We start from the raw sequence: 13,239 nt of genomic DNA on the forward strand, positions 1-13,239 counted from the left end.
TCCGGTCGATGACCCCGCTCCGCGCCGGCATCATCGCGGCCGTGGTGACACTCGTGGCCGATCAGGCCTCGAAGCTCTGGCTGCTGAACGGGTTCGACCTCGCCCGCAAGGGCGTGGTGAAGGTGACGCCGTTCTTCGACCTGGTGCTGGCCTGGAACATCGGGATCAGCTTCGGCTGGCTGCAGAACGACAGCCAGTCGGCGCAGATCGCGCTGATGGCGGTGAAGGTCCTCGCGGTGATTGCGCTCGCGATCTGGATGGCGCGGTCGCAGACCCGGCTCGCCACCGTCGCGCTGGGACTGATCATCGGCGGCGCCATTGGCAATGGCATCGACCGTTTCGCCTATGGCGCAGTGGTCGATTTCGCCCTGTTCCACATCGAAATCGGCGGAAATACCTACAATTGGTACGTCTTCAACCTCGCGGACGTGGCCATCGTTGCTGGGGTGGCGGCCCTATTGTATGATTCCTTCCTTGGGGTACCCGCCGCAAAAGCGCCCTGATCCCGGCCGATACGGGCCGGAGGCGGAACCTTGCTTGGCGAGGCGTGGTCGCGCGAGACGCGGCAAGATTGCTACAATCAAGACTGCCACAATATGGAACAGGTACAGGTATGCGCAGCTTCGAGACCAGCGGATCGATGGGTCGAGACTCCCGACGGGGACTTTGGCTGGCGCTGAAATTGTCGGCTGTCGCATTCGGCATCGGTCTTGTCATGGCGGCGGGCCCGGTCCGCGCCGGCGACGACGATGATGACGACGACATGACCTTCGAAGAGAAGCTCATCGACAATCTGATGTCGGGCCTCGGCGCCAAGAGCATGGAGAAAAAGGGCATCGAGTACCGCGAGCGGTCGCCGCTGGTGGTTCCGCCCAAGCTCGACCTGCCGCCGCCCGCCGGCACGGAAGCCAAGAATGCGCCGAACTGGCCGAAGGATCCCGACGAGAAGCGTCGCCAGGAGGCCATCGCCCAGCGGAAGAAGGTGAGCGGCACCAAGGCAAACGAGTTCTGGAAAATTGGCCAGCCGCTGTCGCCCGCCGAGTTGAACGCCCACAAATCGGGCCCCCAGCAGGCCAACAATGAGCCGCCCCCGCCGGGCAGCAACCCCAACAGCCCGACCATGAGCCCGGCCGAGATGGGTTACACCGGCGGTCTGTGGAAATTGTTCAAGGGCAGCGGGCCTGAATCCAAGCAGTTTACGAGCGAGCCGCCGCGCCAATCCCTGGTGGAGCCGCCGCCCGGATATCAGACGCCCTCGCCGAGCTACGCCTATGGCTCCGGAGAGGATACGACGCGCAAGACCTATTTCGACGTCCGATCGGGTAAGGAGAAGGAGCAGTAAGCTCCTTGTCCGTCGCCCGCAGGCGCGCACATGCCGCAATCGTCCGGTGTAGGCCGGGTGCGGCAGATGACCTATTTTTAAGTACAGCTCGACCGCGTTCTCTGCTTCGTGACCCGAAGCCCAAAGCCGCGCGGTGTAGCATGCCGCGCTTTCACGCCCGGACATCATCGTCCGGGCTTTCACAAGGATCGTGATGTCCTCACACCGATCGATTGCCTGCCTCTTCGCCGCGCTGCTCTTGACATCTGCCCTCGACGTCGGCAGCGCATTCGCCCAGACGACGGTCACCTCGGCACCGCCCGCGAGCTTCACGCTTCCCAACGGCCTCCAGGTCGTGGTGATCCCGGATCACCGCACGCCCGTGGTCACCGAGATGATCTGGTACAAGGTCGGCTCGGCCGACGAGACGCCCGGCAAATCCGGTCTCGCCCACTTCCTCGAACATTTGATGTTCAAGGGCACGTCGAAGCATCCCGTCGGCGAGTTTTCCCAGACCGTGCTCCGCGTCGGCGGCAACGAGAACGCCTCGACCTCGGTCGACTACACCAACTACTACCAGCGCGTGCCGAAAGAGCAGCTCCCGACCATGATGGAGTTCGAGGCCGATCGCATGACCGGGCTGGTGCTCAAGGACGAGAACGTGCTGCCCGAGCGCGATGTCGTGCTCGAAGAGTACAACATGCGCGTTGCCAACAGCCCCGACGCGCGCCTCAATGAACAGATCATGGCGGCGCTCTATCTCAACCATCCCTACGGCCGTCCGGTGATCGGCTGGCACCAGGAGATCGAGAAGCTCAATCGCGAGGACGCGCTGGCCTTCTATCGCCGGTTCTACGCGCCGAACAATGCGATCCTGGTCATCGCCGGCGATGTCGAGGCCGCCGATGTGCGCCCGCTGGTCGAGCGCAATTTCGGTCCGATCCCGTCGCAACCGTCGATCCCTGCCCGTCGCATTCGTCCGCAGGAGCCGGAGCCCGCGGCGCCGCGCACCGTCACATTGTCCGACCCGCGCGTCGAGCAGCCGAGCCTGCGCCGCTATTATCTGGTGCCCTCGGCGACGACGGCCGCGGCTGGCGAAAGCGCTGCGCTCGACGTGCTCGCACAGTTGATGGGCGGCGGCAGCAACTCCTATCTCTACCGCGCGCTCGTCGTCGACAAGCCGCTCGCAGTCTCGGCCAGCGCCAGCTATTCCAGCATCTCGCTCGATCCGACCCAGTTCGCGATCTCGGCCTCGCCGAAATCAGGTGTCAGCTTTACCGAAGTCGAGCAGGCGATCGACCGCGTGATCGCCGATGTTGCGCAGAACCCGATCCGCGCCGAGGATCTCGAGCGGGTCAAGACCCAGCTCATTGCAGAAGCGATCTACGCCCAGGACAACCAGGCGGTGTTGGCGCGCTGGTATGGCGGCGCACTGACCACGGGCCTGTCGATCGAGGATATCCGAAGCTGGCCCGACCGCATCCGCGCCGTCACCGCCGAGCAGGTCCGTGAGGCCGCGCAAAAATGGATCGAGAAGAATCGCTCGGTGACCGGCTATCTGATCAAGGATACCAGCACCGCTGCCAAGCGCGAGGAGAAGCGTTCGTGACCTATCCTATCCTTCGCGCGCGCCAGGTCGCGCTTTCCGTCGTCACCGGCGCTGCCCTCGCGCTCGCCGCGGTCTCGCCGTCGCAGGCGGCAGCAAAGATCCAGCACCTGGTGTCGCCGGGCGGCATCGAAGCATGGTTCGTCCAGGACGCGACCGTGCCGCTGATTGCCATGGAATATTCCTTTGCCGGCGGCTCGGCGCAGGATCCCAAGGACAAGCCCGGCGTCGCCAATCTGGTCGGCGACCTGCTCGACGAAGGCTCGGGCGATCTCGATTCCAAGACCTTCCATGAGCGGCTCGACCGCCGCGCCATCGAACTCTCGTTCAGCGCCACCCGCGATACCTTCCGCGGCAGCCTGCGCATGCTGCGCGACAACAAGGACGAAGCCTTCGACCTGCTCCGGTCCGCGCTGACCTCGCCGCATTTCGATACGGCCGATGTCGAGCGCGTCCGCTCGCAGGTCGTCTCGGGCCTGCGCCGCGACACCACCAACCCGAGCTCGCTCGCGAGCCGCAAATTCCTGGAGATGACCTTCGGCGATCATCCCTATGGACGACAGACCAACGGCACGCTGGAGAGCGTGCCGACCATCACGGTCGCGGACATGAAGGATTATGTCGGCCGCATCCTCGCCCGAGACACGCTGAAGATCGCCGTGGTCGGCGACGTCGATCCGGCGACCTTAGGCAAACTGCTCGACCACACGTTTGGCAGCTTGCCTGCCAAAGCCACTCTGACGCCGGTTCCCGACGTCGGGGCTGCAAAGCCACCGCAGCGCGCCTTCGTGCCGCTGGACGTGCCGCAGACCGTGATCACCTTCGGCGGCCCCGGCGTGATGCGCAACGATCCGAATTTCATGGCGGCCTATGTCGTCAACCATATCCTCGGTGGCGGCGGCCTGTCCTCGCGGCTTTATCGCGAAGTCCGCGAGAAGCGCGGACTGGCCTATTCAGTGTTCGAATCGCTGCTGTGGATGGAACATTCGGGAATCTTCATCGGCAACACCGGCACCCGCGCCGACCGTGCCGGCGACACCATGGATGCCATCGAGAAAGAGGTCCGCCGTATCGCCGACGAGGGTCCGACCCAGAAGGAGCTTGACGAGGCCAAGTCCTACCTCAAGGGCTCGCAGATGCTGGTGCTCGACACCTCCTCAAAGCTCGCGCAGGCGCTGCTGCAATATCAGCAGGACAAGCTGCCGATCGATTATATCGAGAAGCGCAACGCCATCGTCGATGCCGTGACCCTGGACGATGCCAAGGCCGCAGCCAAGCGGCTGTGGAGCCAGGGGCTCCTGACGGTCATCGTCGGCCGCGCACCGCAGGCTGCTGCGCAGCCGGCGGCGGCACCGGCGACGAAGTCGAACTGACGTCCGCCGACATTTCCTGAAATGGCCGGGGCTCGCCCCGGCCATTTGCGTTTCCGCCGTCCCACCATTGCCGAACATGGACGTTCCGAGATATGTCGGGGCATCACGAATGGTGCCATCATGCTGCGGATATCCCGCGATCTCGTCATCGACGAGGACGACATCGAGATCGGCTTTGTCCGCGCCTCCGGCCCGGGCGGGCAGAACGTCAACAAGGTCTCGACCTCGGCGCAACTGCGCTTCGACACGCGCAAGCTGACGATCCCGGAGGATGCGATGATCCGGCTCGCCCGCATCGCCGGCCAGCGCATGACCAAGGACGGCGTGATCGTGATTCACGCCCAGCGCTTTCGCACCCAGGAGCGTAACCGACAGGACGCCATCGACCGGCTCGTCGAGATCCTCACCGAGGCCATGGTCCGGCCGACGCCGCGCCGCGCGACGCGACCGACCTTTGCTTCCAAGCAGCGCCGCCTCGACGGCAAGAAGCGCCGCAGCGACGTCAAGGCCGGCCGCGGCGGCCGCTTCGACGATTGATCGAAAAAACCTCCGGCCGACACGCGACCGGAGGTCCGTTCACTCAGATCTCGCGCGTCAGTAGCGCTTGCCGTTGGTGGTTGCCCCGCCCGCAGCCGAGCCGTCGGTTGCGCTCTTATGCGCGGCACTTCCTGTCGTCCCGACCGTGCCCTTGGTGCTCCTGGCCGGCTTCATGCCTGTTTGGCTCGCACCGCCCGGCTGTGCTTCCAGTTCCTCCTCGCTGTTGCCTGCGACGCCGCCCTGCGTCGTCTTGCCTTGCGCGCCGCCTCGCAACTTGCTGTCAGATGACATTCCTTGCGCCAGGACGGGGCCCGCAAGCAGAGCGGAAAGTGCGCAAGCGATCACTGAGGTCTTCACCAACTTCATCCATGTCTCCTGGATTTTATTCGCGATGAGCGGTTCGGCCGTTCCCCACGCCGTTCGTCTGGACCGGACCGCGCCATCGCGCAAAGAGCTGAACGGCGCGTTCGCGATGCAATCCCGACCGTGTGGTCATCGTTTAGGGATTTCGCGGCGCTTTCGCGGAATCGTGCTCCTCATATGCGGCGGCAAGGAACACGCGCGTGCGGAAAATCCAGATCTGATATGTGGGTAGCGGGACTTATCCCATGCATTTGCGTTCCGGCGGGGATAAACTGCGCCGTCATTGAGCGAATCCATGCCCGTCCGCCAGCTTCCAGAACAGGTCGTCAACCGCATCGCCGCCGGCGAGGTGGTCGAGCGCCCGGCGAGCGTGGTCAAGGAGCTCGTCGAGAACGCCATCGATGCCGGCGCGAGCCGGATCGACGTCTTCACCGATGGCGGCGGCCGACGGCGGATCGGCATTACCGACGACGGCAGCGGCATGACCGCGAAGGACCTCGCGCTCGCGGTCGAGCGCCACGCGACCTCCAAGCTCGACGACGAGGATCTGCTCCAGATCCGCACGCTCGGGTTCCGTGGCGAGGCACTGCCTTCGATCGGCTCGGTGGCGCGGCTCTCGATCACGACGCGGCATGCCAGCGAGCCGCATGCCTGGGCGCTCACTGTCGAGGGCGGCGAGAAGTCCGAGATCATGCCGGCCGCGCTCGCGCACGGCACCCGCGTCGAGGTCAACGACCTCTTCTACGCGACGCCGGCGCGGCTGAAATTCCTGAAGACCGATCGCACCGAAGCCGAAGCGATCCGCGAGGTGGTGCGACGCCTCGCGATGGCACGGCCTGACGTCGCCTTCACCCTCGCGGGCGAAGAGCGCGTGCCTGTCACCTGGGCCGCCGCGCTGCCCGGCGCGGCCGGACGGCTGACCCGGCTTGGCGACATCCTGGGCGCTGAGTTCCGCAGCCATGCCTTCGAGGTCCATGCCGAGCGCGACGGCGTCGTCGTCGCCGGCTATGCCGCGGCCCCCGCGCTGACCAAGGCCAATGCGCTCGGGCAATATCTGTTCGTCAACGGCCGGCCGGTGCGCGACAAGCTGATCCTGGGAGCGGTGCGCGGCGCCTATGCCGATTATCTGCCGCGCGACCGCCATCCGGTGCTGGCGCTGTTCGTGACGCTCGACCCGCGCGAGGTCGACGCCAATGTGCATCCGGCCAAGACAGAGGTACGCTTCCGCAATGCCGGCCTCGTGCGTGCGCTGATCGTGCACGGACTGAAGGAAGGTCTCGCGCGCGAAGGACGCCGCACCGCGGCCAATAGCGGCGAGAGCGCCTTGTCCTCGTTCCGTCCCGCCTTCACGCCGCCACGACCGGCAAGCTGGGACTGGCGAGCTTCGCCGTCTGCACCGGTTGCTTCGATGCCGACATTCGACGGCTCCGCCGCGCCCGCTTTCGCCGAGCGCGCGCAGGCTGCGTTCGATGTCGGTGCGCCGAGCGCTGATGTGCGGTTCGACGCGCAGCCTGTCGCCGATCTCGTCGACCGCCCGCTCGGCGCGGCGCGCACGCAGCTGCATGAGACATACATCGTGTCGCAGACCCGCGACGGTCTGATCATCGTGGACCAGCACGCCGCGCATGAGCGGATCGTCTATGAGCGCCTCAAGGCGTCACTCGCCGAGAACGGCGTGCAGAGGCAGATCCTGTTGATCCCCGAAATCGTCGAGATGGACGAAGCCACGGTCGAGCGGCTGCTCGAGCGCAGCGAGGAGCTTGCTTCCTTCGGTCTCGCGATCGAATCCTTCGGCCCCGGCGCGGTCGCGGTGCGCGAGACGCCCTCGCTGCTCGGCAAGACCAATGCGGGCGGCCTCTTGCGCGATCTCTCCGAGCACATGGCCGAGTGGGACGAGGCGCTGCCGCTCGAACGCCGCCTGATGCATGTCGCCGCCACCATGGCCTGCCACGGCTCGGTCCGCGCCGGCCGCCGCTTACGGCCCGAGGAGATGAACGCACTGCTCCGCGAGATGGAGGAGACGCCGAACTCCGGCCAGTGCAACCACGGCCGGCCGACTTACGTGGAGCTGAAGCTTGCAGATGTGGAGAAGCTGTTCGGGCGGCGATAGGCCGACGGTCTCGTAGGGTGGGCAAAGGCGCAACGCGCCGTGCCCACCATCTTTTCCGTGATCGAGATAGGTGGTGGGCACGCTTCGCTCTGCCCACCCTACAACAGCGAGGCTACGGTCTCTTCAAGAACACGAACTCCGTATCGTCATACGCCCGCCGCTCCAGCTCTTCAAAACCCTCCGGCGTCGTGAACTGCGCGGCCTTCGCCTCCTCCACCACCAGCAGCGCGCCGGGCGTCAGCCAACCGCCATCGCGCAAGCTCGCGAGTGCCTTCTCCGCAAAGCCCTTGCCGTAGGGCGGGTCGAGAAACACCAGCGAGAACGGCTCGACGGGATGCGCGGGGCCGAGGTCGGTCGCATCGCGGCGATAGACTTTGGTGACACCACCAAGGCCGAGCGACTCGACGTTGTTGCGCAGCAGCGCCCGCGCCTCCGCGCCGTTGTCCACGAACAGCGTGAACTTCGCACCGCGCGAGGACGCCTCGATGCCGAGCGCTCCGGTGCCGGCGAAGAGGTCAAGCACGCGCGCGTCGGGAATCGGGTCGTCATAGGCGTGCACGAGGATGTTGAACACGGATTCGCGCAGGCGATCCGCCGTGGGACGGATGTCGCGCGAAGACGGTGAAGCGAGATTGCGCCCCTTCAAGCGACCGCCGACGACACGCAAGCTAGTCCTCCCGCGGCGTCAGATCGCGCTTGCCGTGATAGCCCCGCTTGGGACGGCGCGGCGGGCCGTAGCCGCTCGCCTCTTCCTCGTTGCGCTCGCGCGCCTCCTCGCTCCCGGTGCGCTGCACCAGCACGCGGCGGCCCTTGCGGTCGGCGATCACGGCGCGCTTGGACGTCTTGGGGCCGGATGCATCACCCTCGGCAGGTTTCTTCGGTACGTCGAACTGCGCCCCCGACTTCTCGATCACCTTGTCGCCGAGCTGCTCGCGCAATACGCGCGCGCGGACTTCCTCGACCTGGCCCTCGGGCACTTCGCCGAGCTGGAACGGGCCGTAGGACACGCGGATCAGACGGTTCACCTCGAGCCCGAGATGGGCGCAGACATTGCGCACCTCGCGGTTCTTGCCTTCGCGGATCGCGAACACCAGCCAGACATTGGCGCCCTGGTCGCGCTCCAGCGTCGCCTCGATCGGACCGTATTTCACGCCGTCGACCTCGATGCCGTTCTTGAGCTGGTCGAGCTGCGCCTGGGTGATGTCGCCATGGGCGCGAACGCGATAGCGCCGCAGCCAGCCGGTGTCGGGCAGCTCGAGCGTGCGCGCGAGACCACCATCATTGGTGAGCAGCAGCAGGCCCTCGGTGTTGAAGTCGAGCCGGCCGACCGAGATCAGGCGCGGCAGGCCTTCGGGCAGATTGTCGAACACGGTCGGACGACCCTCGGGGTCGTCATGCGTCGTCATCAGCCCGCGCGGCTTGTGATAGAGGAACAGCCGCGTGCGTTCGCGCTCCGGCAACGGCTTGCCGTCGACCAGAACGACATCGTTCTTGGTGATGTCGAGCGCCGGCGAGTTGATGACGCGGCCGTTGACGGTGACGCGACCCTGCGTGACCATCTCCTCCGCATCGCGGCGCGAGGCGAGACCCGCGCGTGCCAGCGCCTTGGCGATGCGCTCGCCGGCCTTCTTGGGCTTCGGCGCCTCTTCGCGGCGCGGACGCCCCTCGAAATCACGCTCGCGCTCGCGATAGGCGCCGCGGCCGCCGAAGGCCGGACGCTTCTCGAAGATGCGGCCGTCGTCCTCGTTGTCGCGGCGCGGACGGTCGCGGAAGCGGCCTTCGCTGCGCGGATGCTCCTGCCAGTCCATGCGGCCTTCCGGCCGCTCGCGCGGACGATCGAATTTCGGACGCTCTCGGAACGGACGGTCGCCCGACCCACGATCGTCGCGCGAGCGCGAGAAGCGCGGACGGTCTTCGCCGCGGCCGCTGTCGCGACGATCATCGCGCTGACGCCAGGGTTTTTCCTCGCTGCGATCGCGGCCGCCGAAATCCCTATCGAAGGACTTGCGCGGACGGTCGCCATGTGGGCGATCGTCGCGCTTCTGCCACGGCTTTGAATCGCTGAGCTCGCCGCGGTCGCGCGAAAACTTCCGCTCGCCGTCGAACTTGCGTTCCGGACGGTCGCCGCGCGGGCGCTTGTCGCCGAACTTCTTGTCGCCGAAGCGACCTGCGGGACGCGCATCGTCACGATCACGGCTGCGCGGCGGACGGTCGTCGCGGCCATAGGACGGGCGCTCACCGCGTGGCTTGAAGGAGCGCTTCTCGCCATCGCGCGATCCACGATCGGAGAAGGGGCGGTCGCCGCGCGGCTTGAAGCTGCGCTCGCCGCGGCCCTCACTGCTGCGATCGTCGCGCTTGAAGCGGGGACGGTCGGAAAAATCGCGGCGCGGGGCGTCGCCCTCCTCGCGGCGGCGGAAGGGGCGGCTGTCGCGGTCGCCGCGGGGCGGGCGGCTGTCGCGATCGCCCTTGCCCTCAAAACCGCGCTTGGCGAATTTCTTCTCGGGGCCACGGGGCTTGCCGCTGCGGCCGCCTTTGGGCGGGCCTCGCCGGCCGCGGGAATCGTTGTCTTTGTCGCTGTCGCGAGGCATGAATAATCTCACTTACGGGGGTGGCCAGACGCATTGTGCGCGCTCGTTTCGAGCCGCATGCTCAGGCAAATCAGGGTAAAGCACTTCTGCTGAAGGCGCAGCTACTAGCAGGTTTCTTCGGATGATACGAGGCTTGAAAGCCCCCTCCTTCATGGATTTGGCGCTCAAAACGGCCGAAAATGCCGGAAAGGCGGGCGAAGTTCCGATCGGGTGCGTGGTGGTCCGAAATTACGAGGTCATCGCCACCGCCGCCAACCGGACGCTGACCGATTACGACCCCACGGGCCACGCCGAGATCATTGCGCTGCGCGAGGCGGCGAAGAAGATCGGCAGCGAGCGGCTGGTCGACTGCGACCTCTACGTGACGCTGGAGCCCTGCACCATGTGTGCGGGCGCGATCTCCTTTGCAAGGGTCCGCCGGCTCTATTACGGCGCGGCCGACCCCAAGGGCGGCGCGGTGGAGTCAGGCGTGCGGTTCTTTGCCTCCCCAACCTGCCACCACGCTCCGGACGTCTATTCCGGGGTCGGAGAGAGCGAGGCGGCGCGGCTGCTCAAGGAGTTCTTTCGCGAGCGGCGTTAGGGGATACGCACTCCACTGTCATGCCCCGGCTCGACCGGGGCATCCAGTACGCCGCGGCCTGTCGATCGATCACGGCCGTCACTGAGTACTGGATCGCCCGGTCGAGCCGGGCGATGACAGGTTGTGGCGGGCAGCGACGCTAAGCCAAGAAGAAGTCCTGCAGCGCCTTGGCGGTCACGTCGGGGTTCTCCTCGGTGAGGAAGTGGCCGGAGTCGACCGGCATGCCGTCGACGTTGGTGGCCCATTGCTTCCAGACATCGAGCGGGGTCGCGGCGGCCTGGGCGATGCCGGCGTTGCCCCACAGCGCCAGCATGGGCACGGTGATCTTCTTGCCCGCCTCGAAATCGGCCTTGTCGAGGTCGTAGTCGATATAGGCGCCGGCGCGGTAGTCCTCGCACATCGCGTGAATGCGGGCGGGATCGCGGAACGGGGCGATGTAGTGCGCAAGCGCGCGCGGATCGATCGCATCCAGATTCTTCGACTTGGTCTGGCTCGCCATCTTGAAGCGCAGGAAGAATTCACCCTGCCCCGCGATCAGCGTCTCCGGCAGCGGCGCGGGCTGGGCCAGGAAGGTCCAGTGGTAGATCTTCAGCGCGTAGGCGCGGTTCATCCGCTCCCAGTAATTATAGGTCGGCAGGATATCGAGCACGGCGAGCTTCGACAGCCGGCCGGGATGATCGAGCGCGAGCCGATATGACACGCGGCCGCCGCGGTCGTGGCCGGCCAGCGCGAAGTGGACGTGGCCGAGGCGCTCCATCATCTCGACCATCGCCTTCGCCATCGCGCGCTTGGAGTATGGCATGTGCAGCGCATCGCTCTCGGGCATGTCGGACCAGCCATAGCCGGGCAGGTCGGCGATGATCAGCGTGAACGCGTCGGCGAGCGCAGGCGCGACGCGGTGCCACATCACATGCGTCTCGGAGAAGCCGTGCAAGAGCAGCAGCGGCGGCCCCTTGCCACCGACGCGGGCGAAGATGCGGCCGAACGAGGTGTCGGTCCATTCGGAGGCGAAGCCGGGATAGAGGTCGGCGAGATCGGACATCTTCTGCATCCTTGTCTGGTCAGTCGCGGGGGCCCGACACACCAAAAGTCGAAAACAACCCCATGCACAGTAGCGGTATTATCAGCGGGGCGGCTAACCCCATCTGCTGATTGCGCATTTCTGCAATGTCGAGATGGGGCCCACAGCTCGAGATTCCGGATCGGCGCGCGTGGCGCGCGCCGATCCGGAATGACACAAGGCTAGCTGCGCGCCTTCTCGGCTTCCACAGCCTGCCAGCCGATGTCACGGCGGCAAAAGCCCTCCGGCCAGCGTATCAGGTCGACCGCCTGATAGGCGCGCGCCTGTGCCTCTGTCACGGTCGCGCCGAGCGCGCAGACATTGAGCACGCGGCCGCCATTGGCGAGGATGGCGCCGTCCTTCGCGACGGTGCCGGCGTGGAAGATCTCGACGGTGTCGACCTTGGCCGCGTCATCGAGCCCCTCGATCCGCGTGCCCTTCTGATAGTCGCCGGGATAGCCTTTGGCTGCCATCACCACCGTCAGTGCCGACTCCGGATACCAGCGCAGGTCAAAGTTCTTCAGCTGGCCGTCGCAGGCCGCAAGCAACGCCGGCACGATATCGCTCATCATGCGCAGCATCAGCACCTGGCATTCAGGATCGCCGAAGCGGACGTTGAACTCGAACAGCTTTGGGCCCTGCGTCGTCAGCATGATGCCGGCGTAAAGCACCCCGCGGAACGGCGTGCCGCGTTGCTTCATGCCTGCGACCGTCGGCAAAATGATTTTCGCCATGATCGCGTCGTGGACCTGAGGCGTCACCAGCGGCGTCGGCGAATAGGCGCCCATGCCGCCGGTGTTCGGGCCGACGTCGTGGTCGAACACGCGCTTGTGGTCCTGCGCCGAGGCGAGCGGGATGGCGGTCTCGCCGTCGCAGAGCGCGAAGAAGCTGATCTCGCGGCCCGCCAGAAATTCCTCGATCACGACCTCAGCGCCGGCCTCGCCAAACGCGCCCTCGAACATCATGGCGATGGCGTCCTCGGCCTCGCGCACGGTCTTGGCGACGACGACGCCCTTGCCGGCGGCAAGGCCGTCGGCCTTGACCACGATCGGCGCGCCCTGGCTCTGCACATAGGCGCGCGCGTCATCGGCGTTGGTGAAGCGCTTGTAGGCGCCGGTCGGAATGCCGAACTCGGTGCACAGCGCCTTGGTGAACCCCTTGGAGCTCTCGAGCTGGGCCGGGATCTTGTTCGGCCCGAACGCCTTGATGCCTGCGGCCGCGAGATCATCGACGATACCGGCCGCCAGCGGCGTCTCCGGGCCGACCACCACCAGCTCGACCGCGTTCTTTTTGCAGAAGTCGATCACGGCCGCATGGTCGGCGACATCGAGCGCCACGCATTCCGCCTCGCGCGCGATGCCGGCGTTGCCGGGCGCGCACCAGAGTTTGGTCACCAGGGGAGAGGCCGCGATCTTCCACGCCAGAGCATGTTCGCGGCCGCCGGAACCAAGCAGGAGAATGTGCATCGAAGGCTCGAAAATGAGGGGTTTGCTGGGGCCGGAGGTCGCACGAATCGGGGTGGGGCTCAAGGGGGGTGGGGGCGGACTCCCCCGGCATTCCCGGGGGCGTCTCTTGGGCCCGAGCGACTTGCGACATAACGCAACGAGCCGCAATCCTTATGGGTACCCAGAACGCTCGGTGCCCGGATCGAGACTGCCGCTTACGCTGTCCCGATCAGTGGGAATTCGGCGGTTGCGGGCC

Annotated in this window: 12 protein-coding genes; 7 read left to right on the forward strand and 5 right to left on the reverse strand. The window is 66.2% G+C overall.

Features of this window, described 5'->3' with window-relative positions:
• The first annotated feature begins 8 nt into the window (after positions 1-8).
• The 5 genes from lspA to arfB all read left to right on the forward strand — a co-directional run bounded on the left by lspA (position 9) and on the right by arfB (position 4,837).
• The gene (gene lspA / locus XH98_RS28470) at positions 9-503 is read left to right on the forward strand and encodes a signal peptidase II (protein WP_271600673.1); all 495 of its coding nucleotides are present in this window, start codon (positions 9-11) and stop codon (positions 501-503) included.
• Between the two features lie 110 nt (positions 504-613).
• Entirely contained in the window at positions 614-1,342 is a 729-nt protein-coding gene (locus XH98_RS28475) for a hypothetical protein (RefSeq protein WP_271600674.1), read from the forward strand.
• 193 nt (positions 1,343-1,535) lie between these two features.
• A complete protein-coding gene (locus tag XH98_RS28480; protein WP_271620589.1) occupies positions 1,536-2,930 on the forward strand; it encodes a M16 family metallopeptidase in 1,395 nt (464 codons plus the stop codon).
• Positions 2,927-4,300, forward strand: a complete 1,374-nt coding sequence (locus XH98_RS28485; RefSeq protein WP_271620590.1) for a M16 family metallopeptidase — start codon at positions 2,927-2,929, stop codon at positions 4,298-4,300. Before XH98_RS28480 ends, XH98_RS28485 begins: the two co-directional genes overlap by 4 nt.
• Positions 4,301-4,420: 120 nt before the next feature.
• Positions 4,421-4,837: an alternative ribosome rescue aminoacyl-tRNA hydrolase ArfB gene (gene arfB, locus XH98_RS28490; protein ID WP_220006445.1), complete on the forward strand. Its 417-nt coding sequence runs from the start codon at positions 4,421-4,423 to the stop codon at positions 4,835-4,837.
• 57 nt (positions 4,838-4,894) lie between these two features.
• Here the strand turns inward: arfB and XH98_RS28495 are convergent, their stop codons facing one another.
• Positions 4,895-5,203 carry a hypothetical protein gene (locus XH98_RS28495; protein WP_271600677.1) on the reverse strand — a complete coding sequence of 103 codons (309 nt, stop codon included), beginning with the start codon at positions 5,201-5,203 and terminating at the stop codon, positions 4,895-4,897.
• Positions 5,204-5,495: 292 nt separating this feature from the next.
• Between XH98_RS28495 and mutL the strand changes: the two genes are divergently transcribed.
• Entirely contained in the window at positions 5,496-7,310 is a 1,815-nt protein-coding gene (gene mutL / locus XH98_RS28500; protein WP_271600678.1) for a DNA mismatch repair endonuclease MutL, read from the forward strand.
• 112 nt (positions 7,311-7,422) lie between these two features.
• Here the strand turns inward: mutL and rsmD are convergent, their stop codons facing one another.
• Both rsmD and XH98_RS28510 read right to left on the reverse strand, forming a co-directional pair.
• Positions 7,423-7,977 (reverse strand): 16S rRNA (guanine(966)-N(2))-methyltransferase RsmD, encoded by a 555-nt coding sequence (rsmD, locus tag XH98_RS28505; protein ID WP_271600679.1) that lies wholly within the window; start codon positions 7,975-7,977, stop codon positions 7,423-7,425.
• Between the two features lies 1 nt (position 7,978).
• Positions 7,979-9,898, reverse strand: a complete 1,920-nt coding sequence (locus XH98_RS28510; RefSeq protein WP_271620591.1) for a pseudouridine synthase — start codon at positions 9,896-9,898, stop codon at positions 7,979-7,981.
• Positions 9,899-10,019: 121 nt separating this feature from the next.
• Here XH98_RS28510 and XH98_RS28515 point away from each other — a divergent pair, with 121 nt between their 5' ends.
• A complete protein-coding gene (locus XH98_RS28515; protein WP_092230031.1) occupies positions 10,020-10,478 on the forward strand; it encodes a nucleoside deaminase in 459 nt (152 codons plus the stop codon).
• A 139-nt stretch (positions 10,479-10,617) separates the two neighbouring features.
• Here XH98_RS28515 and XH98_RS28520 read toward each other — a convergent pair whose 3' ends face one another.
• Both XH98_RS28520 and purD read right to left on the reverse strand, forming a co-directional pair.
• Entirely contained in the window at positions 10,618-11,520 is a 903-nt protein-coding gene (locus XH98_RS28520) for an alpha/beta fold hydrolase (protein WP_271620592.1), read from the reverse strand.
• 200 nt (positions 11,521-11,720) lie between these two features.
• Positions 11,721-13,004 carry a phosphoribosylamine--glycine ligase gene (gene purD / locus XH98_RS28525; RefSeq protein ID WP_271620593.1) on the reverse strand — a complete coding sequence of 428 codons (1,284 nt, stop codon included), beginning with the start codon at positions 13,002-13,004 and terminating at the stop codon, positions 11,721-11,723.
• Positions 13,005-13,239 lie beyond the last annotated feature (235 nt).

This window comes from Bradyrhizobium sp. CCBAU 51745 (assembly GCF_028128715.1).
In the GTDB taxonomy this organism is placed as follows: Bacteria; Pseudomonadota; Alphaproteobacteria; order Rhizobiales; family Xanthobacteraceae; genus Bradyrhizobium; species Bradyrhizobium manausense.

Coding starts and splice junctions, on each gene's coding strand:
- XH98_RS28475 (WP_271600674.1), top strand. CDS start 614: ATGCGCAGCTTCGAGACCAGCGGATCGATGGGTCGAGACTCCCGACGG.
- XH98_RS28510 (WP_271620591.1), bottom strand. CDS start 9,898: ATGCCTCGCGACAGCGACAAAGACAACGATTCCCGCGGCCGGCGAGGC.
- XH98_RS28515 (WP_092230031.1), top strand. CDS start 10,020: ATGATACGAGGCTTGAAAGCCCCCTCCTTCATGGATTTGGCGCTCAAA.
- lspA (WP_271600673.1), top strand. CDS start 9: ATGACCCCGCTCCGCGCCGGCATCATCGCGGCCGTGGTGACACTCGTG.
- XH98_RS28480 (WP_271620589.1), top strand. CDS start 1,536: ATGTCCTCACACCGATCGATTGCCTGCCTCTTCGCCGCGCTGCTCTTG.
- purD (WP_271620593.1), bottom strand. CDS start 13,004: ATGCACATTCTCCTGCTTGGTTCCGGCGGCCGCGAACATGCTCTGGCG.
- XH98_RS28520 (WP_271620592.1), bottom strand. CDS start 11,520: ATGTCCGATCTCGCCGACCTCTATCCCGGCTTCGCCTCCGAATGGACC.
- mutL (WP_271600678.1), top strand. CDS start 5,496: ATGCCCGTCCGCCAGCTTCCAGAACAGGTCGTCAACCGCATCGCCGCC.
- arfB (WP_220006445.1), top strand. CDS start 4,421: ATGCTGCGGATATCCCGCGATCTCGTCATCGACGAGGACGACATCGAG.
- XH98_RS28495 (WP_271600677.1), bottom strand. CDS start 5,203: ATGAAGTTGGTGAAGACCTCAGTGATCGCTTGCGCACTTTCCGCTCTG.